The organism is Streptomyces sp. NRRL F-5135, from assembly GCF_000719775.1.
In the GTDB taxonomy this organism is placed as follows: Bacteria; Actinomycetota; Actinomycetes; order Streptomycetales; family Streptomycetaceae; genus Streptomyces; species Streptomyces hebeiensis.
Genome location: NZ_JOHR01000001.1, coordinates 127,182 through 149,313 on the forward strand (window position 1 = coordinate 127,182; position 22,132 = coordinate 149,313).

General features: G+C 73.2%; 22 protein-coding genes. 15 read left to right on the plus strand and 7 right to left on the minus strand.

The features are described 5' to 3' along the window. Positions 1-35: 35 nt before the first annotated feature. The 6 genes from IG02_RS0100580 (at position 36) to IG02_RS0100605 (ending at position 5,723) form a co-directional block, all read left to right on the plus strand. Complete coding sequence (locus IG02_RS0100580; RefSeq protein ID WP_030740108.1) at positions 36-761, plus strand: VOC family protein; 726 nt, start codon at positions 36-38, stop codon at positions 759-761. 701 nt (positions 762-1,462) lie between these two features. Next, complete coding sequence (locus IG02_RS41995) at positions 1,463-3,076, plus strand: sensor histidine kinase (RefSeq protein ID WP_199813927.1); 1,614 nt, start codon at positions 1,463-1,465, stop codon at positions 3,074-3,076. Positions 3,077-3,078: 2 nt separating this feature from the next. After that, the gene (locus IG02_RS0100590) at positions 3,079-3,489 is read left to right on the plus strand and encodes a roadblock/LC7 domain-containing protein (RefSeq protein ID WP_030740114.1); all 411 of its coding nucleotides are present in this window, start codon (positions 3,079-3,081) and stop codon (positions 3,487-3,489) included. Further along, the gene (locus IG02_RS0100595) at positions 3,486-3,851 is read left to right on the plus strand and encodes a DUF742 domain-containing protein (protein ID WP_030740116.1); all 366 of its coding nucleotides are present in this window, start codon (positions 3,486-3,488) and stop codon (positions 3,849-3,851) included. The genes IG02_RS0100590 and IG02_RS0100595 overlap by 4 nt, the downstream gene beginning before the upstream one ends. Further along, positions 3,829-4,440: a GTP-binding protein gene (locus tag IG02_RS0100600; protein ID WP_030740118.1), complete on the plus strand. Its 612-nt coding sequence runs from the start codon at positions 3,829-3,831 to the stop codon at positions 4,438-4,440. Before IG02_RS0100595 ends, IG02_RS0100600 begins: the two co-directional genes overlap by 23 nt. 26 nt (positions 4,441-4,466) lie before the next feature. Then, on the plus strand, positions 4,467-5,723 hold the full coding sequence (locus IG02_RS0100605; RefSeq protein ID WP_030740120.1) for a cytochrome P450: 1,257 nt from the start codon (positions 4,467-4,469) through the stop codon (positions 5,721-5,723). Positions 5,724-5,794: 71 nt separating this feature from the next. Here the strand turns inward: IG02_RS0100605 and IG02_RS0100610 are convergent, their stop codons facing one another. After that, entirely contained in the window at positions 5,795-6,631 is an 837-nt protein-coding gene (locus IG02_RS0100610) for an AraC family transcriptional regulator (RefSeq protein WP_030740122.1), read from the minus strand. Positions 6,632-6,697: 66 nt separating this feature from the next. Between IG02_RS0100610 and IG02_RS0100615 the strand changes: the two genes are divergently transcribed. Next, positions 6,698-7,684: a DMT family transporter gene (locus tag IG02_RS0100615; protein WP_030740124.1), complete on the plus strand. Its 987-nt coding sequence runs from the start codon at positions 6,698-6,700 to the stop codon at positions 7,682-7,684. A 170-nt stretch (positions 7,685-7,854) separates the two neighbouring features. On the opposite strand, the gene IG02_RS35775 is transcribed toward IG02_RS0100615, so the two are convergent. Together IG02_RS35775 and IG02_RS0100625 are read right to left on the minus strand one after the other, a co-directional pair. Beyond that, positions 7,855-8,349: a DUF5954 family protein gene (locus tag IG02_RS35775; RefSeq protein ID WP_030740127.1), complete on the minus strand. Its 495-nt coding sequence runs from the start codon at positions 8,347-8,349 to the stop codon at positions 7,855-7,857. 74 nt (positions 8,350-8,423) lie between these two features. Further along, positions 8,424-9,755 (minus strand): FAD-binding protein, encoded by a 1,332-nt coding sequence (locus tag IG02_RS0100625; RefSeq protein WP_051764372.1) that lies wholly within the window; start codon positions 9,753-9,755, stop codon positions 8,424-8,426. 348 nt (positions 9,756-10,103) lie between these two features. On the opposite strand from IG02_RS0100625, the gene IG02_RS0100630 reads away from it, so the two are divergent. Continuing rightward, entirely contained in the window at positions 10,104-10,787 is a 684-nt protein-coding gene (locus IG02_RS0100630; RefSeq protein ID WP_030740132.1) for a YoaK family protein, read from the plus strand. 141 nt (positions 10,788-10,928) lie between these two features. Here the strand turns inward: IG02_RS0100630 and IG02_RS0100635 are convergent, their stop codons facing one another. Next, positions 10,929-11,498: an NUDIX hydrolase gene (locus tag IG02_RS0100635; RefSeq protein ID WP_030740134.1), complete on the minus strand. Its 570-nt coding sequence runs from the start codon at positions 11,496-11,498 to the stop codon at positions 10,929-10,931. A gap of 171 nt (positions 11,499-11,669) precedes the next feature. Between IG02_RS0100635 and IG02_RS0100640 the strand changes: the two genes are divergently transcribed. The 3 genes from IG02_RS0100640 (at position 11,670) to IG02_RS0100650 (ending at position 14,474) form a co-directional block, all read left to right on the plus strand. Further along, on the plus strand, positions 11,670-12,485 hold the full coding sequence (locus IG02_RS0100640) for a sulfite exporter TauE/SafE family protein (RefSeq protein WP_030740137.1): 816 nt from the start codon (positions 11,670-11,672) through the stop codon (positions 12,483-12,485). A gap of 64 nt (positions 12,486-12,549) precedes the next feature. Then, entirely contained in the window at positions 12,550-13,701 is a 1,152-nt protein-coding gene (locus IG02_RS0100645; RefSeq protein WP_078854072.1) for a hypothetical protein, read from the plus strand. A gap of 227 nt (positions 13,702-13,928) precedes the next feature. Further along, on the plus strand, positions 13,929-14,474 hold the full coding sequence (locus tag IG02_RS0100650; protein ID WP_030740143.1) for a DUF4232 domain-containing protein: 546 nt from the start codon (positions 13,929-13,931) through the stop codon (positions 14,472-14,474). A 57-nt stretch (positions 14,475-14,531) separates the two neighbouring features. Here IG02_RS0100650 and IG02_RS0100655 read toward each other — a convergent pair whose 3' ends face one another. After that, complete coding sequence (locus tag IG02_RS0100655) at positions 14,532-14,828, minus strand: UBP-type zinc finger domain-containing protein (RefSeq protein WP_030740146.1); 297 nt, start codon at positions 14,826-14,828, stop codon at positions 14,532-14,534. A gap of 223 nt (positions 14,829-15,051) precedes the next feature. Here IG02_RS0100655 and IG02_RS0100660 point away from each other — a divergent pair, with 223 nt between their 5' ends. Continuing rightward, a complete protein-coding gene (locus IG02_RS0100660; RefSeq protein ID WP_158712218.1) occupies positions 15,052-16,008 on the plus strand; it encodes a hypothetical protein in 957 nt (318 codons plus the stop codon). Between the two features lie 154 nt (positions 16,009-16,162). On the opposite strand, the gene IG02_RS0100665 is transcribed toward IG02_RS0100660, so the two are convergent. After that, the gene (locus IG02_RS0100665) at positions 16,163-16,549 is read right to left on the minus strand and encodes a MerR family transcriptional regulator (RefSeq protein WP_030740152.1); all 387 of its coding nucleotides are present in this window, start codon (positions 16,547-16,549) and stop codon (positions 16,163-16,165) included. Positions 16,550-16,835: 286 nt separating this feature from the next. Here IG02_RS0100665 and IG02_RS0100670 point away from each other — a divergent pair, with 286 nt between their 5' ends. Both IG02_RS0100670 and IG02_RS0100675 read left to right on the plus strand, forming a co-directional pair. Next, a complete protein-coding gene (locus tag IG02_RS0100670) occupies positions 16,836-18,593 on the plus strand; it encodes a PHP domain-containing protein (RefSeq protein WP_030740155.1) in 1,758 nt (585 codons plus the stop codon). Between the two features lie 147 nt (positions 18,594-18,740). Then, positions 18,741-19,250 carry a hypothetical protein gene (locus tag IG02_RS0100675; protein WP_051764238.1) on the plus strand — a complete coding sequence of 170 codons (510 nt, stop codon included), beginning with the start codon at positions 18,741-18,743 and terminating at the stop codon, positions 19,248-19,250. A 316-nt stretch (positions 19,251-19,566) separates the two neighbouring features. Here the strand turns inward: IG02_RS0100675 and IG02_RS0100680 are convergent, their stop codons facing one another. Next, on the minus strand, positions 19,567-20,814 hold the full coding sequence (locus IG02_RS0100680) for a family 16 glycosylhydrolase (protein WP_030740159.1): 1,248 nt from the start codon (positions 20,812-20,814) through the stop codon (positions 19,567-19,569). A 385-nt stretch (positions 20,815-21,199) separates the two neighbouring features. Between IG02_RS0100680 and IG02_RS0100685 the strand changes: the two genes are divergently transcribed. Next, a complete protein-coding gene (locus IG02_RS0100685; RefSeq protein ID WP_030740161.1) occupies positions 21,200-22,036 on the plus strand; it encodes an endonuclease I family protein in 837 nt (278 codons plus the stop codon). Positions 22,037-22,132: the final 96 nt, after the last annotated feature.

Here is a 22,132-nt window from a genome sequence, read left to right on the forward strand (position 1 = left end):
ATCCCGTACCCGGGGCTCCGTGCTGGGTGAGCCTGATGGCCCGCGGTCTGGAAGCCGCCCAGGACTTCTACGGCGCGGTCCTCGGCTGGACCTTCCGTCCCACCCGGCTCGGCGAGGAGTTCACCGTGGCGCTCTCCGGCGGGGCGCCGGTGGCGGGCATCGGCGCGCTCGCCTCCAGCCTCCAGACCGCGGTCGCCTGGACGCCGTACTTCGCCGTGGCGGACGCGGACCTGACGGCGGCACGCATCCGTGAGCGCGGGGCGACGGTCGCCGTCGGCCCACTGGCGATGCCCCCGGGCCGGGCCACCCTGGCGGCCGACCCGGACGGGGCGGTGTTCGGACTCTGGGAGGGCCCCACGGCCCGCGACTGGTCGGTGGGGCGGGAGAGCGGGCCGGCGTGGCTGGAGCTGCGCACGCGCGACGCTTTCGCCGCCGCGATCTTCTATGGACAGGTCCTGCTGTGGGGCGCGGAGGACCGGGAGAGCTGCGAGGTCCACTACGAGAACGAGGAGGTGCTGGTGCGCGACGGCGCGCACACGGTCGCGGCGCTGCGCGGCGGCGCGATCGAGAGCGCCCCCGATCCCCGGATCAGGCCCCGCTGGCGGGTGTTCTTCCGGGTGCCGGACGTCTCGGCCGCGGCCGACGCGGCGACCGCCGCCGGCGGCCGGGTCGTCGATCCGCCGGCCGCCTCGCGCTTCCCCGAGGAGGCAACGCTGCGCGACCCCGACGGCGGCCTGTTCACGGTCGTCACGACGGACTGACGGCCGGCCCGCGTCGGGGCCGCGCGCCGGACGGCGGGCCCGGTCGGCGCCGACGCGGCCGGGAACCGGCGACCGGAGCCGTACGCGGGGCGGAGACGCCCGCGCCGGCGCGTATTTCCTTTCCGTTTCCCGCCGCCGGTGATTCGTGTACCCCACTGCCGATCCGGAGCCTTTTCCGAGCGGGGCGCGTTTCTCCGCACACGAGGCCATCCGGCATATTCCATAAACGCGCCCTCGCACTCGTCGGACGCGCCCCCGCACAGAAATGGCCGTTCCCCAGGGGCTTTTGCCTTCTCTTTATTCTCATGTCAACCATTCCACCCACCATCACCCCGGGAACAAAAAGGCGACTCGATCTCCGTCCCCCTGAGACCTCTGCCGAATGCACCGGCCGGGCGTCAATTCCCGTATCACAACTCCCGGGATGTGATGTCCGCGCGCTCGTCCCGGGGATACGATCCCCCAACAACTTCTGGTGAAGAGATAGCTGATCGAATGATCAAGTCGCATGGCCGTGACGAGACCGACAGAGCCCACCGCCCGGCACACTCGCACCCGGCAGCCGCCATATCGCTCTTTCGTCGTCCGTGGCCCCGCGAGTCCTCCGTGAGTTACCCCGTGAGTTCCTCCGCGAGTTCCCCGTGACGCTCTCCGGGCGATATCCGACGGACCACGATCGTCAGCCGAACCGAAGGTTTTCCATGGCACGTTCTCCCGCGGCCACTCCGCCGTTCCCCAAGTCACGGTGGCTCTGGCCGGCAGCGCTGCTCGGCGCCCCCGCCGCACTCGCCGGATCGGCGCTCCTCCTCGCCCCGCTCTCCACCGGCCCGGCTCTGGTCTACGGCACCCTGACCCCGGTGGTGTTCGCGGTCCTGTCCGCGCTGCGGACGCGGCACCGGCACGCGGAGTCCGACGTGGCGCGGTGCCGGGCCGAGATCCGGGAGCGGGAGGCGGAGGCGGCCCGGCGCGAGGCCGACTGGCGGGCCCATGTGGCGCGGTGCGCCGAGCAGCAGGCCGACGTGGTCCGGGAGGAGGTCCAGCACCTCGTCAAGGAACGGCTCCCGGCGGCGCTCGACCGCGCGGAGGTCCCGCCGTCCCTGCACGGCGGGGAGCAGCTCGGCGACGCGGTGGCGGAGTGGTTCGACCGGCTGCTCGCCGAGATCTCCGACGCCGTCGCGCACCGCGACGAGTCCCGCCGGCTGGCCCTGGTGGAGCTGGCGAGCCGGGTGCAGACCTCGGCCCACCGGATCCAGGCCGCGGTGACCGGGCTGGCGGACCGTCATCCCGGCGACCCGGACCTGCTGGAGACCACGATGCGGGTGGACCACGCGGCCACCCAGCAGGCCCGCCACGCGCAGAGCCTCAAGGTGCTGTGCGGCGAGTGGCCGGGGCAGCAGTGGCAGAAGCCCCTGGCCATGGTGGACGTGGTACGGGCCGCGTCCGGCCGGATCGTGGCGTTCAACCGGGTCGAGGTCACCGGTGACCCCGACGTCGGTGTCACACCGTCGGTGGTGGAGCCGCTGATCCATCTGCTGGCGGAGCTGCTCGCGAACGCCACCGAGTACTCGCCGCCCAAGACCAGCGTGCCGGTGACGGTCCGTACCGTGCAGCGCGGGGCGGTCATCGAGGTGGACGACGGCGGGCTCGGGATGGACGAGTACCGACTGGCCGAGGCGCGCGAGATCGTCTCGGGCCGCCGGCTGCTCGGCGTCGGCGAGGTCGGCGAGATCCCGCAGACCGGGTTCGCGGTCGTGGGCCGCTTCGCCGTCCGGCACGGATTCGACGTCGACCTGGGCCCGTCGCCGTACGGCGGTATCCGCGCGGTGGTGCTGGTACCGGCGGACGTGCTGGAGACGCTCGCCCCCGCGGGCACGGCGGTCCCCGGACCGCTCGCCCACCGGACGGTCCGGGTGCCGCAGCCGGCCCCGGCGCCCGACGAGCCCTTCCCGCCGGCCGGCCCCCCGGTGCTGCCGAGGCGGGTCACGGCCGCCGCGCCCCCGCCCGCTTTCCCCGCCGGTCCGGTGTCCTCCCCACCGGTCGTCCCGCCCCGGCAGCGGCCCGGGCCGGCCGCCGTCCCGGAGGGGAACGCCGACCGGAAACTGCCCCAACGCCGCTCGCGGCGAGACGAATACGCTCCCGCGGTCGCGGTGGCCCCCGCCGCCGTCACACCGCCGGGCACACCGGAGGAGGCCGGTGACTGGATGGAACAGTTCTTCGAGGGTGGCCGGTCCGCTCCAGGGACCGGCTCCCTTCCCCACGAGGGCCAGGACGGCCCTTCCTCTCCCACCGCCGATTCCCCGGAAGGACAGAGCTGAGCATGAGTTACGTGGAAAATCCGGAGCAGCGCGGCTGGATGATCGCCGAGGTGGCCGCGGTGCCCGGAGTACGGGAGGTCATCGTCTTCAGCGCCGACGGGCTGCTGCTGGCGAGCTCGGACGGGATGGACCGGGACTCCGCCGACCGGCTGTCCGCCAACTGTTCGGGGTTGCAGTCCCTCGCCCGCAGCCTCGGACGGGAGTTCGGCGAGGACGGCGGCGCCGTTCACCAGCAGATGGTGGAGTTCAACGGTGGCTTCCTGTTCATGCGCAGCGCGAACGGCGCGCATCTCGGGGTGGTGACGGGCCCGGTGGTGGACCCGAAGCTGGTCGCCCGGCAGATGCAGGCGCAGGTCATGCGGTTCGGCGCCGGCAATCTGAGCAGTCCGCCCCGACGGGAATCGGCTCGGTGAGTGGGCCGGACGGTGAGTACGCGGCGAGTGCGTTACGCCCCTATGTGATCACCAAGGGGCGTTCGCGGCCGACCCGTAACACCGTAGGCATCGAGGCCCTCCTCATCGCGGCCGATCCGCCGCGCGAGCTGCCGGTCTCCGCGACTCGGGAGGAACGCGCCCTGGTGCGGATGTGCGAGCGGCTGCTGTCCCTGGTGGAGGCCGCCGCCCATCTCGAACTGCCGGTGAGTCTGGTGAAGGTGCTGGCTTCCGATCTGGTCGACAGCGGGCATTTGAACGCCCGTTCCAGCATCCCCCAGGCCGTTCTGCCCGAATCGCAACTGCTTCAGGAGGTACTGGATGGTCTCCGTCGGCTCCGCTGACCGCTATTTGCCCGACACGGTGCAGCAGGCGGTCAAAATCCTCGTCGTGGGCGCGTTCGGCGTGGGGAAGACGACGCTGGTCGGCTCCGTCAGCGAGATCGAACCGCTGCGCACCGAGGAGGTGATGACCGAGGCCAGTGTCGGTGTGGACGATCTGGCCGGGATGCACACCAAGACCACCACCACCGTCGCCATGGACTTCGGCCGGATCACCCTCAACTCCCGCCTGGTGCTGTACCTGTTCGGCACACCGGGGCAGCGGCGGTTCTGGGATCTGTGGGACGGGCTCGCCGAAGGTGCCCTCGGCGTGCTCGTCATCGTCGACACCCGCCGGCTGGAGGACAGCTTCGACGTCCTGGAACAGCTGGAACTGCGCGGGCTGCCGTTCACGGTCGCCGTCAACCAGTTCCCGGACAGTGAGAGCTACGGGGCCGACGAACTGCGCTGTGCCCTGGACCTGCTGCCGGACACACCGGTGGTGATGTGTGACGCGCGCGAACGCGCCCCTTCCGTGAACGCGCTGATCAGCCTGGTCGAGTTCGTCTCCAGCACCGTCGGTGCCGTCCGGGCGAGGGAGACCGCCTCATGAGCGGCGGGAACGCTCCCTCGGCCGACCTGCCGCGCACACCGCCCCCGGGGTGCCCCGCGCACTCCCCGGACGGGCTGCTCCCGCTGTCCGTGGCGACCGGCGCGGTCGACCCGCGCACGATCTACCGGCAGCTGCGCGAGCAGTGGGGCAACGTGGCCAAGGTGGAGCTGGAGCCGGGTGTCACCGCCTGGCTCGTCATGGGGTACCGGGAACTGCTGACGATCACCCGCCAGGAACAGCTCTACTCGCGTGACGCCCGCAACTGGCGCGACCTCGGCGAGGGGATCGTCTCCCCGCAGTCGGGTCTGCTCCCGATGATGGCGTGGCGGGCCAACGTCGTCGGCGCCGACGGTCCCGAGCACCGGCGGCTGCGTCAGCCCCTGGACGACGGTGTCGCCCGGATCGATCAGCGCAGGACGCGGCTGCGGGTCGAATCGCTGTGCACGGAGCTGATCGCGGAGTTCTCCCAGCACGGCCGGGCCGACCTGGTGAGCGAGTACGCCTCGATTGTGCCGCTGCTGTCCATCGCCACGTTGTTCGGGCTGAACGACGCGGAGGGCAAGGAACTGCGCCGCGCGGTCACGGCGCTGTTCGGCAGCGCCGGTGACTCGCAGGCCGGCAGCCACCATGTCGAGGAGTTGCTGATCGACATCATGCGCGAGCGGCGGGCCCGGCCGACCGACGATCTGGCGACGGCGTTCGTCAACCACCCCAATCTCGTCAACGAGGCGGAACGGCTCCAGACGATGGTGGTGATGATCTCCTCGGGCACGGAGGGGGTCAACGCCTGGATCTCGCACGCGCTGCGGCTGATGCTCACCGACCCGCGCTTCGCCGCCCGGCTGCACGGCGGCCGGCTCGGGGCGGACGACGCGCTGGACGAGGCGTTGTGGCGGGACCCGCCGATGAACAACATGCCGGCCCGGTACGCGCTGCGCGACACGGAGCTCGGCGGACGCCTCATCCGGCGCGGAGACTGCCTGGTCCTCGGTATCGCGGCCGCCAACGACGATCCGGCGATCCGCGCCGACGACAGTCACGGCGAACCGGGCAACCGCGCCCATCTGGCGTTCTCGGCGGGTCCGCACGTCTGTCCCGCGCAGGTGCCCGCCCGGCTGATCACCCGTACCGCCGTCAACACCGCCCTGCACCTGCTGCCCGACATGCGGCTGTGCATCCCGCCCGAGCAGGTGGCGTGGCGGCTGTCGCCCTGGACCAGGGTCCCGGTCTCCCTGCCCGTGGAGTTCTCCGCGGCCCGGATCCCGATCCGGGCCCCGCGATAGGGCCCCGGGACGTACGCCGGCGTGCGGTACGACGGCACACCGGCGCGGAGCCGGTCAGGCGCGGGGTTCGGTCAGGCGCGGCGGAAGACGCCGGGGGTGACGCCGTAGACCCGCTGGAACCAGCGGCTGAAGTGGGCCTGGTCGGCGAAGCCGGCCGCGGCCGCCGCGTCGGCGGCTCGCACGCCCGTACGCAGCAGTTCGCGGGCGTGGCGCAGGCGCAGTTGGCGCTGGTAGTCGCTGGGGGCCAGGCCGTATTCGGCGCGGAAGGCGCGGTAGAGGGCGAACCGGCTGCATCCGGCGGCCTCGGCCAGCCGCTCGGCGGTCACCGTTTCCCGGAAGGTGTCCTCCAGGAGCGCCCGGGCCCGGCGGGCCGCCAGGCGTCGCGCGCCGTCGCCCGGCTCGCGGGCGGATGTCACGGGCGACGGGGAACGGGCGCCGCGGCGGGTCATCGCGAGGACCGCCGCGGTCAGCCGCTCGTCCCGGACCAGCGGGTCGGCGGTACCGGCCAGGGCCCGGTGCAGGCGGGCCAGCAGGCCGGAGAGCAGGGGGTCGGCCAGCACCGGCTCCGGGAACAGAGGCAGGGCACCGGAGCGGCCATCGGTGGCGTCGGCCGTCACGTCCCGTACGACGGACGGGCCGATGTGCACGATGCGGTAGTGATAGCCCAGTTCCGCGGCGGCCCGGCCGTCGTGGACGTCCTCGGGGTTGAAGGCCATCACCATCCCCGCGCCACTGGTGTGGGCCGCGCCCCGGCAGTGGAAGTGCTGCGCGCCGGCGTCCGTGATCCCGAAGGAGTACGTGTCATGGCTGTGCGGCGAGTACACGTGATCCACGAAGCGCGCACGCATGGCCTCCACGGGACGGTCCCCGTCCCGCCAGTACCGCACCCGGTTCCCCGCCGTCGCCATGAGGGCATTATGGCGCGCGCACCAGCGTTCAAGACCCGGGCGGCGTCCGGCGGCCAGAGTCGGGGCATGTCCGGAACGAGAAGCTCGAACAACCCGTATCTGCTGCTGACGGTGACCATGGTGCTGTGGGGCAGTGCCTTCGCCAGTTCCAAGTCGGTGGTGGAGCACGTCCCCTACACGGTGGCCGCGCTGCTGCGCTTCGGCGGCGCGGCGCTCGCCCTGCTGATGGTGGTCCTCCTGATGGGCGGCCGGCGGACGAAGGTGCCGCCACGGGCGGCCGCGCGTGCGGCCCTGGCCGGCGTTCTGGGGGTGTTCGCCTACAACACCGCGTTCTTCTGGGGGCTTTCCCTCGCGCCGTCCTTGGACGCGGGTCTGCTCATCCCGGTGATGAGCCCGGTGCTCACCAGCCTGTTCCTGTTGCTGACGGGGCGGGAGCGGGCGTCCGCCGCGCGGCTGACGGGCCTGGCGCTGGGACTGGCAGGTGCCGTGATCTTCTTTCTGGGCGCGGGCGGCGGCGCGGGCGGCGGCATGACGCGGCTCGCCGGGGACGCGTTGTTCCTCCTCAGCGCGGTGTGCTGGGCCGCGTACACGCTCGCCGGACCCCGCGTCCTGGCGGGTGTGGACCCGCTGCGGGCCACCACTCTCGCCACCTGCGCCGGCACGGTGCTGCTGGGCGTGACGGCCCTGCCCGACATCCCCGGCATCCGGTGGGCGGACCTGCCGACCGGGCTCTGGCTGAACGTGGCCTATCTCGCGCTCGGGGCCGCCGCCGTCGCCAACCTCCTGTACTACCGCGGAGTGGGCGCCGTCGGCCCGGCGTCGGCGTCCTTGATGATGTTCGCGGTGCCGGTCGTCAACACCGTGTGCGCCACCCTGTTCCTCGGCGAATCCTTCACGCCGACGCAGGCGGTGGGCGCGGCCGTGCTCCTGTCGGGTGCCGTCCTGGCCGCGACCCGGGGGCGGCTGCCGCGCCGTGGCGGCACCGCGCGGCCGGCGGCGGGGCCCGCGCGGCCGGACGCCACCGAGGCCGAAAAGGACGCCGAACAGCGGTGACCGCCGGCCCTCCGCCGCCCGCCGCCCGCCGCCCGCCGGCCACCGGTCCTCCGTCCGGGTCGCGTCCGGCCGACTCGCGTCCGGCCGGTCCCGGTGTCCCCGCGGCCCCGCGGAGACCGGCCTGCCCGGCCCGGCGTCCGTGCTCGGCATCGCCGGCGGGATCCGCGCCGTCAGTCCTCCAGCGGCCGGCCGGGTCCCCTCGGCCCGGGGCGTTCGTCGAGCATCTCGGGGAACTCCCGGTCGCCGGGGAGCGGCGTCTGCGGGCCGTGGTCGGTCATGATGACGGTCTGCTCCACCCGTACCAGGCGGTAGACGTCGTCACCGATGATCACCTGGTCCTCGCCGTCCACGACCGCCTCGGCCGCCCGGGCGAACCGCGGCCCCAGCTCACCGCCGTCCGCCGCCCGTACCCGCAGTACGTCCCGGAGGTCCAGTCGGGCCTCCTCCTCGGCCGGGAGTGCCGGGAAGAGCTGCCGCCAGCCCTCGTCCTCGTGGACCATCGCGGCGTACGCCGTGTAGTGCGAGATCGCCGTGCGCTCCCACACGGGGCCGCTCACGGGGAACTCGCGGCGCAGCGCCTCCTCCCGTTCGCCCAGCTCCAGCAGGCGCCGGGCCGCCGCCTCGTCGAATACGTCGTCCGCTGCCTCTTCCGAGTTCGTGCTCACAGGGGCAGACTGCCTCATTCCGACCGCCCGCGAGGGCGGGACAGGAGGATGGGACCCGGCAGATCCGGCCAAGTTCAGCGGCGCCGGCGCTCGGGCCCGCCGCCACCGGCACTGCCGCCACCGCTGCCGTCGCGTCCGCCGGGGAAATACCGGTCCAGCCACGCGTTCCGGAACACGCCCCGGGGGTCCCGTCGGGCCGTGAGGGCCTCGAAGTCCCCGTAGCGCTCGTAGAGTTCTCCGAGCCGGTCGGCTCCCATGGCGAACAGCTTCCCCCAGTGCGGCCGGACCCGGAACGGCGCCAGCGCCTCCTCGATGACCGCCAGCACCGGTGTCACGGCGGCGGTGTCCGGGATCCAGGTGAAGTGGAAGGCGACGGTGTCGCGCCCGTACGCGGGGCTCAGCCACAGTCCGTCGGCCGCGATCGTCCGGATCTCGCCGACCTGGAGGACCGGCGCGATCCGGTCACCGATCCGGGTCAGCGCGTCGAGGGCGGCGGGGCCGTCCGCGCGGGCGACGAAGTACTCGCTCTGCAGTTCGTCGCCGTTGCTGGGGGTGTATTCGGCGCGGAAGTGCGGCAGCCGCTCGTACCACGGCCCCGTGACGCCGGCCTGCTCGGTGCAGGTCCCGGCGTCCATGCCGGGCACCGGGTGCCGGGGGCCGTCCGCGAGCACGGCGCCGTGCCAGGTCTCCGGTACGGAGTGGGGGCCGCCGTCGTCGGCCCGCCGCTTCAGCCAGACCTGCCCGATCCGGTCGCTGTGGAAGTCGGTGAACAGGCTCACGCTGTAGGCGGCGGCCATCAGCTCGTCGAACCGCTCGCGCAGCCGCCCGTACGGCAGCCCCTCGTACACCCACTGCCGGATCTCGTAGGCCGGCACGAGGTCGAGCGTCAGACGCGTGACGACACCGACGGCGCCGAAGGCCGTCACCGAGCCCGCGAAGTCCTCGTCGCCGCGCTCCAGTCGGCGCAGTTCGCCGTCGGCCGTGACCAGTTCGAGGGCGCGCACCGCCGAGGCCAGGGTGCCGTTGCCGGTGCCCGAGCCGTGGGTCCCGGTGGCACAGGCGCCGGCGACCGAGATGTGCGGGAGCGATCCGAGGTTGTGCAGGGCGAGCCCGGCCCGGTGGACGGCACCGGTGAACTCCGCGAAGCGCAGGCCCGCGCCCACGGTGACCGTGCGGGCCGCCTCGTCCACCTCCACGACTGCGGGCAGCCCGGCCACGGAGACCAGATCGCCGTGGGTGTCGGCGATGGTGTTGAACGAGTGCCCGCTGCCGAGGACGCGCACCGCGTCGCTGCCGGCGACGATGTCCTGGAGCTCCGCCACGGACGTGGGGGCGTGCACGCGTGCCGCGTTGAAGGTGATGTTGCCGGCCCAGTTGCGCGCGACCGGAGCAGCCGCCTCCGGTATCTGGCCGACGGGGACTTCGGGACGTCCGGGCGTCTGGGGCACGGAGTTCTCCTTCGCTGAGTTCCTGGAGTGACCGGGCCGGTCCGTTCGGATGTTCTTCATACCTCATGACCGGCGGTGCCTCAGGGGCGGGAGCATGCCTGGGGCGGGGCCGTGCCACGGTCGGACCGCACCGCCGCGCGGTGCGGCCGGTACCGCCTCGCTCCGCGTGGTGAGATGGGGACGGGCCGGGTGAGGCGACGTCAGGGCTCTTCGGCGCCCCCCGGAGTGTGAGCGCGGCCCTGGTGGGGAACGCGCGCCCGGAGCCGGCCGGCGGCCGGCGAACCCCGAGGGAGGACGGTGGGGCCCGTGTCCGAGGACCTGCCCGTGGCGCGGCGCTGGGCCGTGGGGGCGCTCCTCGTCATGACGTTCTCGACCGGCCTGGTGGACGCGGTGAGCTTCCTGCGGCTCGGGCACGTGTTCGTCGCCAACATGACGGGCAATGTCGTCTTCCTCGGCCTCTCCGTCGTTCCGGAGTACGGCCTTCCGGTGGTGGCGCCCCTGGTGGCCATGGCGGCCTTCGTCCTGGGCGCGTTCCTCGGCGGGCAGCTCAGCAGGTTCCTCGGCCATCGGCCCCGGCGCTGGCTCGGCGGGGCGTTCGCCGGTCAGGCCGCCCTGCTGGCCCTGACCGCCGTGCTGGTCGGCACGGGTGTGCTCCGGGTCGGCGGGCGGCCCGCGCTGACGGTCATCGGCCTGCTCGGCTTCTGCTTCGGCCTGCAGAACGCGACCGTACGGCTGCTGGCGCCCAGGGACCTGACGACGACCGTGCTCACCCAGACCCTCACGGCGCTCACCGCGCAGAGTGTCCTCGGGGCCGGTACCGGAAGCCTGCCCCGGCGCAAGGTGGCCTCGCTGCTGGCCATGTGCGCCGGAGCGGCCGTGGGCGCGTTGCTGCTCCAGGTGACGACGACGGGGGTGATCGGGCTGGCGGCCGTGCTGGTCGCGTGCGCGGCGGGCCTGTTCGTGCTGGCGCCGGAGCCCCCACCGGGGTGAGACCGGAAGCGGTGCGGCCCCTGTCGTCGCGTAGGCGCGGGGGATCGGCCGACGGGCCCGCACAGTCGGCGTCGGCGTGCCGGTGGGGGCCCTGCCCTCCGTACGCGCCGGCCGTCGCCGACGCGCCCACCGCCGACCGCGTCAGTCGGCCGGTGCCGCCGCGAGCAGCCGCTCCACGCGCCACAACGCCTCGCGGACGTTGTCCTCGGCGGTGGCCTCCCGCGCCTCGGGGAAGCTCATCCAGCGCAACGGGGCGTCCGGCTTCTCCGGGCGCGCGGCGTCCGGTGTGCCCGTCGCCAGGACGAAGCGCAGGTCGGCGTGTTCGTGCGCGGGCTCCCCGCCACCGGCGGGGACCGGCACGATCACCACCTGCACGAGGGAGGCGTCCGGGTAGGGCACCAGGTCGTCGAGCCCGGTCTCCTCGTACGCCTCCCGCCGCACGACACCGAGCGGGTCCGTCTCCCCCGGGTCGCCGTGGCCCCCGACATGGAGCCAGGTCCCCATGCGCGCGTGCCGGCGCATCAGGACCCGTCCGCTCTCCGGGTGCACGATCAGCGCGGAGGCCGTCACGTGCAACGGGTGCGACCGCAGCCAGGGGTCCCCGACGCGCCGCGCGAGCCGCAGGGTCCGGTCGAGGTCGGCGGCCTCGGCGGGGTCTCGCGCGCGGTATCGGGACAGCGCGTCGACGATCGTCGGGCCGGCGGTCCGCATGGTTCGCTCCTTCGCCTCGTGCACCGGGTCGCACGGTTCGCCGCGCCACAGGGAAGGAGGTTACGAACCCTGGCGGGCGTCTGTCCTCCGACTTTCCGGCGTCCGGCGTCTCCCGGCGAGGAGTACCCGCCCGGAGCCGCCCGATTGGTTGGGCATACCATCGGTTGTCGCATGGACATCACATGGTGGGGATTCGCCGCGCTCGCCGCGGCAGCGGCGCTGGTCGGCTTCTCGAAGACCGCAGTGAGCGGGGCGAACACGGTCAGCCTCGCGGTGTTCGCGGCCGTGCTGCCGGCCCGGGAGTCGACGGGCGTCCTGCTGCCCGTCCTGATCGTGGGCGATGTGCTCGCCGTGATCGCCTACCGGCGTCATGCCCACTGGCCGACGCTGTGGCGGCTGTTCCCGGCGGTCGCCGGCGGCGTGCTGCTCGGTACGGGCTTCCTGTACGTGGCCGGCGACGACGCGGTGCGCACCTCGATCGGCGCGATCCTGTTGCTGATGGCCGGGGTGACGGTGTGGCGGCGACGCGCCGCGCGGAACGAGGCGAAGGCCGCCGCCACCGGCCCGGACGACACGGCGGAGGCGACCGACCCGGGCGGACCGGGCGCCTCCGGTGGCCCGGCCACGCGCGCCGGCCGGCTGAAGGCCCGTTCGTACGGTGTGCTCGGCGGGTTCACCACCATGGTCGCCAACGCCGGCGGGCCGGTGATGTCGCTTTACCTGCTCTCGGCGGGCTTCCGCAAGCTCGGTTTCCTGGGCACCTCGGCCTGGTTCTTCCTGATCGTCAACACCTCCAAGGTGCCGTTCAGTGTGGGGCTGGGCCTGATCGACGCCAGGTCCCTGCTGCTGGACGCCGCGCTGGTGCTCTTCGTGATCCCCGGCGCCCTCCTCGGCAAGGCGTGCGTGGACCGGATCGACCAACGCCTCTTCGAGCGGCTGGTGATCGGGGCGACTGTCCTCGGCGGTCTGCAGCTGTTGCTGCGCTGACCCCCGGTCAGCCGCTGAGCGACCCCGCACCGCACGCCCGATATGCGTGGTTTACGGTGCTTTTATGGACGCGGATCAGGAACGGCCCCCTTCCTCCGGCGCGCACGCCCACCGTCCGGCCCCGGCCGACAGATGGGCCGCGTTCACCGCCTCCCCCTTCCTGCCGGCCGTCGTCCTGATGTTCATCCTCGCCGCGGCGGCCGGGTTGTTCGCCGGTTCGTACACGTACAACATGGCCAACCCCACCCCCCGGCGCATCCCGGCCGCGGCGGTCGGCTCCACCGCCACCCCACAGGCCCGGGCCTTCGTGGCGGGCATGGAGAAGGGGCTCAACGCCTCGCTCGAACTGCACCGCTACCCGAGTGGCGCGGCGGCGCGGCGCGCGGTGGAACAGCAGGAGGAGTTCGCGGTCCTGACGTTCCGCACGGGGCGGGTGGACGTCGGCCTGGTCGGCGCGGCCGGCGCGTCCGTGGCTCAGTTGATCGGCCAGACGGCCGCCTCGGTGGCGAAGGCCACGAGGGTGCCCGTCACGATCCGGGACATCAAGCCGTTGCAGAAGGGGGATCCGCGCGGGCTCGCCCTCTTCTACATCTCGCTCGCGGCCGTGATCATCGGCTTTGTCGGCGCCATCCAGCTGAGCGTGCACGCCAAGGAGCTCAATCCGGGCGAACGCGTCGCCTGCACGGTCGCGTACGCGCTGTTCGGGGCCTTCGCCATCGCCGCCGTGGTGGACTGGGGGCTCGACGCCCTCCGGCTGCCGTTCGTGGAGTCATGGCTGATCCTGGCGTTCACCATGTTCACCACCGGCATGGTGTTCACCATGTTCAACGCCCTGATCGGACGGTGGGCGATGCTGCCGACCTGGGGGCTGATGGTGCTGCTGGGCAATCCCTCCTCGGGCGGGGCCGTCTCCTGGCCGCTGCTGCCGTCCCTGCTGGGCCACATCGGCCGCTGGCTGCCGCCGGGCGCGTCGGTCAACGCCCAGCACACGGCCGTGTACTTCGGCGACGCGCAGCACGCGTTCCCCTTCATCGTGCTCGCGGGCTGGGCGTCGGTGTCGACCGGGGTGTTCTGGATCTGGCGGCACCGTCATCCCGGCGGCCGTGACGTGACACCGGCGCACGCCGCGCCCGGGGACGGGAAGCGCGGGGGCGCGGAGGGCGGCACGGGCAAGAGGAACGGGGCCGGAGGGCCCGCGGACGGCGCGGCGGCGTGAGGCACCGCCACATCCTCGGCCAGGTGGTGCCGCCGCCGAGACGGCGGAGCGGATGCGACGACGGAGGCGGCCCGTACAACCACCGGGTCCTTCCGTGCGTCTTTCCCTGCGAGTGGCACGGGCCTGCCTCGGCCGGCCGTACGCAACACGTACGCGTGCCGCCGCCGACCACGTCACCGACCGCTTCACCCACCGCTTCACCGACCGACCGAAACGGGGAATCGTCCATGGTCACGCGCATCCGTCCCGCCCTCACCGCCTCGTCGGCGGCCGCATTGGCCGTACTGCTGGCCACGGCCGGCGCCCCGGCCGCCCTCGCCACCACGGGCACCGTCGCCGCGCCGTCGGCCGTCCCCACCTGCCGGGAGAGCTCGGTGTCGGTGGCCGCGTCGCTGTCCGGCCGGGAGGACCTGCTCCGTATCCGCGTCACCAACACGAGTGTCCGCCCCTGCGCCGTGGACCGCGTTCCCACCATCACTTTCGGAGACCTGGACGGGGCAGCGCGCCCCGTACCGCCGGTGTCGAGCGCGCCGTACCGGCTCGCCGCCGGGGCGACCGCCTACGCGGCGGTCCGTACGGTGCATCCGGAGGCCGACGAGACCCGCGACGTCGCCGGCCTCGCCGTCGCGGCCGACCCGTCGCACCGGGGCACCCGGTTCACCGGGGCGGCGCTGGGGCAGCCCGACGGCCTGCGCGTGTGGGACCCGGTCACCACTCAGTGGCACTCCAGCCGCGCCGGGGCCGACGCGGCACTCGCCGCCGCCGGTTACTGATCCCGGCCGGCCGGCGCCCCTGCCGGCCGACGCCTGTCGTCCGCCGGGCGGCCCCGGTCACCGGGGCCGCTCCGGGGGCACCCCTTCGACCTCGAAGACGACCTCGTCCTCGTAACACCACCACCAGCCCTCGCCGGGCTCGTAGGAACGGATGAGCGGGTGCCCCGTCGCCCCGTAGTGGGCCGTCGCGTGCTTGTTCTTGGACGAGTCGCAGCAGCCGACGTGCCCGCAGGTCTGGCACTCGCGCAGGTGCACCCAGGTGTCCCCCAGCGCCACACACTCCGGGCAGCTGTCCTGGCTGTCCGGGGTCACCTGCTCGACATCCGCCAGGTGGCCGCAGATCAGCCCGGTCATGGGCACTTCGTCCTTCGCCATGTCGCCGCCGCCCGTCCGACCGCACCGGTCCTGTCGAGTCAGTCGCCCTCTCACCGTACGACCGCGCCTCCGGCACCGCCAGCAGAGCGCGAGCCGAACGGGTGAGCGACTGGACGGGGGAGTCTTGACAGTCTCTTCACAAGGGAGAACCCTGGGCATTCGACGCAAGACCGGCGTCGGCGGGGGATCGGGGGGCAGCAGGGTGAGAAGAGCGTGTGCGCGTACGTCCGGGAAGGTCACCGCGCTGGGGGCCGTCGCGGTGCTCGTACTGTCACTCGCGGCGTGCGACGCGGCGGGTACCGGCGGTGACGGGACGGGCGACGCGTCGTCCGCCTCGCCCTCGTCCTCGCCGAGCCCGACGCCGACCGTCGACCCCGCCGCCTACCGGCAGGCGCTCGACACCGCGCTGAGCCCGCTCGACAGCTCCCTGCGCGCGGTGGACCGGGCGCGTGAGGGCGGCGCGCTGAACGAGGCGCTCGGCCGGGCCTCCGCCGCGGCCACGGACGCCGCCACCGCGCTGGAGACGGCCCGGACCCCCGATGACGCGGTGGTCGAGAACACCGGCCTCGCCTCGTCCCTGCGCGACCTGAGCCGGAGCCTGGACGACGCGCGGGCCGACCGCGGCCGCTGCGCCACCTCACCGCGTGTCGAGCTGGGCGGGGCCGGGAGCCTGACGAGCGTGCGGGACGTCGGCGCCCGGCTCGAGGCGCTGGGCTACCCCGTCCACCTCACACTCCCCCGCACCGAGAAGCCGAAGCACCGCAGGCTCGGCAACGGGACCATGGTCAAGGACAGCCGGCGGAGCGGCCTGGGCAGGCTCACCATCGACAACGGCACCTCGTCGGACGCCGTGGTGTCGCTGACGCGCGGGAAGAAGCCCGCCTTCACCGTGTACGTCCGCAAGGGCACGAGTGCCACGGTGCGCCGGGTCGAGGACGGCTCGTACACGGTGTACTTCACCTCGGGCGAGGACTGGAACGCGGCGAAGAAGTCCTTCACGCGGGAGTGCAGCTTCCAGAAGTTCGACGACGAGGCGGGGTTCAGGACCGTCTCGGTCACCGGCGGCACGCAGTACACCGTCCTGACCTTCTCGCTGGCCAAGACCGTCGGTGGCAACGCCACGACGACCGAGGTACCGGCGGACGAGTTCCCCTCCTGAGAACGGCGGCTACGACGGGCAGCTCCCCCGGCGCGAAGGGGCGGCCCGGCGCGAAAGGGCGGCCCGGCGCGAAGGGGCGGCCCGGCGCGAAGGGGCGGCCCGGCGCTCCACACGCGGACGGGTCCGGCCGTCCGCGTACCCGCGAACGGGCTCGTCAGCCGCGGCCCCGCGCGACCAGCTCACGCAGTGTGGCGGTGAACTCCTCGGTACGCCGCAGCTGGTCCCGCAGGTCCGCGATCCGGTCCGCCATCGCCTGTTCGAACGCGCCGACGCGGGCCAGCGCCTCGGCGCGTTCGGCCGCGGGCACCGGCCGGCGGCCCTCGAGCCGCTCGGTCGCGGCGAGCAGTTCGCGCATCGCCTCCGGGGTGAACCCGAGCGGCAGCATGCGCCGGATCAGCAGGAGCCGGGCCACGTCCGACTCGGTGTAGAGGCGGAATCCGCCCTGGGAGCGTGCGGAGGGGGCGACGAGCCCGGTCTCCTCGTACTGCCGGATGGTGCGCAGCGGGAGGTCGGTGCGTGCGGCCACCTCGGCGAGGCGCATGCTGCGTTCGTAGTTCACGTCGGGACCCCGACCTTTCCGCTCCGTGTGCGATCCGTTCCGTCCCCCAGACGTTTACGGGAGGGGCACCCACAGCCGGGTGCGCCACGCCGTGCCGGTGCCGAAAAGCCGTTCGCCCGAGGCCCGGCCGGGTGGGCGGCGTACGGGCCACTCGGTGTGCGCCGGTACCGCAGCGCACACGAGCCGTACGGCCGCCCGTCATCGCACTGTCACCCGCTCGCCCCAGCATGTGTCCCGCTGTCACCACAGGCATCGGCGAGGAGCAGGCATGGGCCACGGCCATCACCACCCGCACGACCACCGGCACGACCACTCGCACGGCACGCCGTCCGCCGAAGGGCCGCTGCCCCCGGCGCTCGACGTCGACGTGCCGGACAGCGAACTGTCACCCTCTCAGCTGTCCCGCCGCTCGATGCTGCGCCGGGCCGGTCTGCTCGGCGCCGGTCTCGCCGGCGCGGGTGCCCTCGGCGGCACGACCCCGGCCGCCGCGCTGCCGAACGACACGAACGCCACGAACGGCCCCCAGGGCTCCGACGCCCGGACCCGGGGCAGCGGACACGGCGGCAGCGGCAACGGTTTCCTCTGGCTGGCCGGCGACCACCACATCCACACGCAGTACAGCAGTGACGGCAAGTACCGCGTCATCGACCAGGTGCGGCAGGGCGCCCGGCACGGTCTCGACTGGATGGTCATCACCGACCACGGCAGCGCCACCCACGCCAGAATCGGTGTCGACAAGGTCAACCCCGACATCAAGGACGCCCGCGCGGCCCACCGGGACCAGCTCGTCTTCCAGGGCCTGGAGTGGAACATCCCGGGCGCCGAGCACGCCACCGTGTTCGTGCACCCCGGCCGCGACGAGGTGGAGGTGCTGAAGCGGTTCGAGACCGACTACGACGGCAGCCTGCACCCGAGCCCGTCCCCTTCCGTCAACGAGGCACTGGCCGTCTCGGGCCTGCGCTTCCTCGCGGAGCAGGTCCGCCGCCGCAAGGTCGACGACGCCCTGATGCTCGCCAACCACCCGGCCCGGCAGGGCATCGACTCGCCCCACGAGATCCGCGACTGGCGCGACGCCACCTCGGCCGCCCACCCGATCGCCGTCGGCATGGAGGGCGCGCCGGGCCACCAGGCGGCCGGCCTGCCGAGTCCGAAGGGCCCGGGCGGGGCGCGCGGTCTGTACGGGAACGGCCCCGGCGCCAATTCCTTCCCCGGTTACCCCGCCGAGAGCTACCGGACCTGGGGCGGCTTCGACTGGATGACCGCGACCGTCGGCGGCCTGTGGGACAGCCTCCTGGCCGAGGGCAAGCCCTGGTGGATCACCGCCAACTCCGACTCGCACCAGGTCTACGCCGAGCCGTCCGTGCGCGGGCAGGACGACGACTTCGCGGGCCACGGCAAGCATGCCGACCCCGTCTACGGCAGCGGCCTCGACCTCACGCAGAACGACTACTGGCCGGGCCACTACAGCCGTACGCACGTGGGCGCCGCGCGGTTCTCGTACGCGGCCGTCATGGACGGCATGCGGGCGGGCCGGATCTGGGTCGACCACGGCGGTCTGATCAGCGGCCTGGACGCCCGCCTCAAGGGCGGCGGACGCTGGGCGACCCTGGGTGGTGCCCTGCACGTCAAGCGCGGTACGGACGTCGAGCTGAGCATCGAGATCGCGCTGGCGAACGGCCCCAACTGGGCGCAGTTCGTCCCCACGCTGGCCCGGGTCGACGTGATCCGGGGCCAGGTGACCGGCCCGGTCGCGGACCGGGACACCTTCACCGCGCCGACGGCCAAGGTCGCCACGTCCTTCGAGGTCGGCAAGTCCACGGGCACCGTGCGGCTGACGTACCGGCTGGGCCGGATAGCGGAGCCCCAGTACGTACGGCTGCGCGGCACGGACGGCAAGCGCACGGCGGTCGGCCTGCGGGGCGCGGCGGTGGACCCGGCGGGTCCCGCGGGCGACGTCAGGGGCGACGCCGACCCGTGGCAGGACCTGTGGTTCTACTCCAACCCGATCTGGGTGCTCCCGGCCTGACCGGCCGGCTCCCGCGGGCTCGCGCGGCCCTGCCCTGTCCGACCCCTGCGGCAGACTGGGGGGCGCGCGGCCCGGCGACAGGGCGGCGCGGCGCCGGGGCGGCCGGCGGCGGGGCGGCCGGCGGCGGACGGCGGGCGGGGAGGCGACATGGCGGACGACGGGGGAACCGGGCACCGGGGCGGCTTCGAGCCGGCCACCGGGGACGGTCCGGTGCCCGGCCGGACGCCCGGGGAACGGGCGGCGGAAGTGCGTGTCGCGTTCGAGGGCCTGGTGCAGATCCGCCGGCTGACCCACACCGGCGCCGGTGACCCGGCGTCCGTTCCGGCGCCGTGGGAGCGGCAGCGGCCGGTGCGGGCCGTCGCGCTCGTGCTGGAGGCGGCGGGCCTGGCGCCCTCGGCGGTGGACGCCGAGGGGCGGCGGACCGCCACGGGGTACCGCGTGAGCGCCGGTGAACGGCCCGCGAGCGTACGGGTGGAGTGGCTCGGCCCGCCGGGCGGCGGCGCCGCGGCCGACGAGGAGCGGGCCCTCGGCGAGTGCGCGGCGGCGCTGGCGCCGCTCGGCTGGGAGGCGTTGCTCTACCGGGGCCCGCGCCGCCGGCGCTTCCTGGAGGCGGAGCCGGAGCGCGAAGCCCGGCGTCAGGGCGTGTTGCGAAAGTAGCGCCGTCCGCCCGCGGGGCGGGGCCGGCGGCGTCTGGTGCGTGCGATCGCAAGGCGGAGGATCGGCGTCGTCGATGGACTGGACGTACTTGGACGACTCCGACAACGCAGCGAGCGTGCGTGCCAGGCGTCGCCGGCCAGGCGGGACTTTCGCAACACGCCCTAGGTCCGTCTTCGAGAGAGGCCCCTGCTCGGCACGCCTCCCGCCGCGCGTCCTCGCCCACCGGGAGGCGGAAGCGGCGAGGGCGGGGCGGGAGGGGACGAGGAGGACACGTCGGGGCGCGGAAGGGACCCGCGGCCCCGTGCCGACGGCGTCGTCAGCCGTTGAACGTCCACTTCTGGTTCGGCGTACCGGCGCAGGTCCAGATCTGCAGCCGGGTGCCGTCCGCGGAGCTGTTCCCGGTCGCGTCCATGCACTTGTCGGCCTTGATGTTCACGATGTCGCGAGCCGCGGGCAGCGCCCATCTCTGGCTGGCCGCTCCGACACAGTCCCACAGGTGGAGCTGCGTGCCGTCGCCGGTGCCTCCGTCCCGCACGTCCAGGCACTTCCCGAGCGCCCGGAGCGTTCCGTCGGACGCCGCGGTCCACCGCTGGGCGGCGTTGCCGTTGCAGTCGTGGAGCTGGATGGGCGTGCCGTTGGCGGTGCCGGCACCCGCGACGTCCACGCACTTGCCGCCGATTCCGGTGATGGTGCCGGTCCTGCCGCCGGTGCCGCCGTCGAGCGTGCTGACGCGCACGTAGTCGACGACGAGTTGGGTCGGGAAGCTGGTGCTGCCGTCGGGGTCGCCGGGCCAGTAGCCGCCGACGGCGAGGTTCAGGATGAGGAAGAAGGGCTTGTTGAACACCCAGCTGCGGCCGCCGAGATCGGCCGGGGTGCGCCGCTGGTAGACATTGCCGTCGACGGACCAGGTGATGGCCTCGGGCGACCAGTCGATCGCGAAGGTGTGGAAGGCGTCGGCGAACGCCTGGCCGCCGGGCAGCGTGTAGCCGGCTCCGATGCCGCCCGAGCCGGAGTAGCCGGGGCCGTGGATGGTCCCGTGGACGGTGCCGGGTTCGAAGCCGACGTTCTCCATGATGTCGATCTCGCCGCTGTTCGGCCAGCCGACCTGACCGATGTCGCTGCCGAGCATCCAGAACGCGGGCCACATGCCCTGGCCGCGCGGGACCTTCATCCGGGCCTCGACATGACCGTAGGTCGAGGTGAACTTGCCGGAGGTGTTGAGCCGCGCGGAGGTGTACTCGCACCGGCCGTACCAGCACTGGTAGTTGCCGGGGTTCTCCTTGCGCGCGGTGATGACCAGGTTGCCCCGGCCGTCGAGAGCGGCGTTGCTGTTGCCCGCCGTGTAGTACTGCCGCTCGTGGTTGTTGACGTTGTCGCCGGTCTCGATCTGCCACTTGCCCCCGTCGACGGCGGCTCCGGCCGGGCCGTCGAAGTCGTCGGAGAACGTGACCGCCGCGGCGGCGGCCGGTACCGCGGCGCTCCGCGCCTCGGGGCCGGGCGCCGCCACGGCCGGCGCGGCCACCGCGCCGGAACAGCACACCAGGGCGAGGGTGCACAGGGCCATTCTTCGGCCGAGGGACACCAGGGACGTTCGCACGGGTCATCACATCACTTCAGTGGGGGGCATGCGCATGACACACAGCTTGACGGTCGTTCGGGTGCCTCGATTTAAGACAGGGCAGGGGCGGCCGTCAAGGAGCTGGTATGGACCAAAGATGGCCGACCGCGCCACTCAAGACACCCCGGACGGACTCGAAACGTGAGCAAACGGACGCCACTTCGGCGAGCCGATTCGTGATTGACCTGCACATGATCACCACGTCTCGTTCACACGGCGCCGTGCCGCGTGTGGAAGGCTCCCGCTGAACCGTTTCCTCACTCCCCAACCGCCTCGTCACCCCCGACCGCGCGCGCCCCGGCGGTCCCCACGGAGAGGACCCGCTTCCGCCATGCCCGTTCGCCGACGCCCCGCCCACCGCGCGCTGCTCGCCCTCTGCGCAACCGCCGCCACGCTCACCACGACCGTGGCCGCGGCGCCCGCCTCCTCCTCCGACACACGCACCGCGGAAGCGGTGGCGGCCGCCCCGGAGGACGCCGCGTACGACGACACGTACTACGAGGGCGCGCTCGGCAAGTCCGGCGGCGCGCTCAAGGCCGCTCTGCACACGATCGTCAAGGACCAGACCAAACTCTCCTACTCCCAGGTGTGGAACGCCCTCAAGGACACCGACGAGGACCCCGGCAACGCCTCGAACGTCACCCTGCTCTACTCGGGCCAGTCCCGGTCCAAGTCCGCGAACGGCGGCAACACGGGCGACTGGAACCGCGAGCACGTCTGGGCCAAGTCGCACGGCGACTTCGGCACGGCGACCGGCCCGGGCACCGACCTGCACCATCTGCGCCCCGAGGACGTCGGCGTCAACTCCGCCCGGGGCAACAAGGACTTCGACAACGGTGGCGGCCCGGTCTCCGGCGCCCCCGGCAGCTTCACGGACTCCGACTCCTTCGAGCCGCGGGACGCGGTGAAGGGCGATGTCGCGCGGATGATCCTCTACATGGCCGTACGGTACGAGGGCGGCGACTCCTTCGCCGACCTGGAGCCCAACGAACGGGTCAACAACGGCTCCAGCCCGGCGATGGGCAAGCTGTCCGTACTCAAGCGGTGGAACGACGAGGACCCGCCGGACTCCTTCGAGCGTCGCCGCAACGAGGTCATATTCGAGAAGTACCAGCACAACCGCAATCCGTTCGTCGACCACCCCGAGTGGGTCGAGTCCATCTGGTGACGTCGCACCAACCTCCCGCCGGAACCCCGAGGCGGCAGAACTCGTCATTCCGGTGCGGTTGACGGCGCACGGCCTGTGGCATATGACACAAGCACC

Bases quoted from the DNA above. Each gene is read 5' to 3' on its own strand.
- IG02_RS0100645 (WP_078854072.1), top strand. From the start codon at position 12,550: ATGGACGCGGATCAGGAACGGCCCCCTTCCTCCGGCGCGCACGCCCAC.
- IG02_RS0100670 (WP_030740155.1), top strand. From the start codon at position 16,836: ATGGGCCACGGCCATCACCACCCGCACGACCACCGGCACGACCACTCG.
- IG02_RS0100635 (WP_030740134.1), bottom strand. From the start codon at position 11,498: ATGCGGACCGCCGGCCCGACGATCGTCGACGCGCTGTCCCGATACCGC.
- IG02_RS0100615 (WP_030740124.1), top strand. From the start codon at position 6,698: ATGTCCGGAACGAGAAGCTCGAACAACCCGTATCTGCTGCTGACGGTG.
- IG02_RS41995 (WP_199813927.1), top strand. From the start codon at position 1,463: ATGGCACGTTCTCCCGCGGCCACTCCGCCGTTCCCCAAGTCACGGTGG.
- IG02_RS0100640 (WP_030740137.1), top strand. From the start codon at position 11,670: ATGGACATCACATGGTGGGGATTCGCCGCGCTCGCCGCGGCAGCGGCG.
- IG02_RS0100580 (WP_030740108.1), top strand. From the start codon at position 36: ATGGCCCGCGGTCTGGAAGCCGCCCAGGACTTCTACGGCGCGGTCCTC.
- IG02_RS0100675 (WP_051764238.1), top strand. From the start codon at position 18,741: ATGGCGGACGACGGGGGAACCGGGCACCGGGGCGGCTTCGAGCCGGCC.
- IG02_RS0100655 (WP_030740146.1), bottom strand. From the start codon at position 14,828: ATGACCGGGCTGATCTGCGGCCACCTGGCGGATGTCGAGCAGGTGACC.
- IG02_RS0100680 (WP_030740159.1), bottom strand. From the start codon at position 20,814: ATGGCCCTGTGCACCCTCGCCCTGGTGTGCTGTTCCGGCGCGGTGGCC.
- IG02_RS0100590 (WP_030740114.1), top strand. From the start codon at position 3,079: ATGAGTTACGTGGAAAATCCGGAGCAGCGCGGCTGGATGATCGCCGAG.
- IG02_RS0100600 (WP_030740118.1), top strand. From the start codon at position 3,829: ATGGTCTCCGTCGGCTCCGCTGACCGCTATTTGCCCGACACGGTGCAG.
- IG02_RS0100685 (WP_030740161.1), top strand. From the start codon at position 21,200: ATGCCCGTTCGCCGACGCCCCGCCCACCGCGCGCTGCTCGCCCTCTGC.
- IG02_RS0100650 (WP_030740143.1), top strand. From the start codon at position 13,929: ATGGTCACGCGCATCCGTCCCGCCCTCACCGCCTCGTCGGCGGCCGCA.
- IG02_RS0100610 (WP_030740122.1), bottom strand. From the start codon at position 6,631: ATGGCGACGGCGGGGAACCGGGTGCGGTACTGGCGGGACGGGGACCGT.
- IG02_RS0100665 (WP_030740152.1), bottom strand. From the start codon at position 16,549: ATGCGCCTCGCCGAGGTGGCCGCACGCACCGACCTCCCGCTGCGCACC.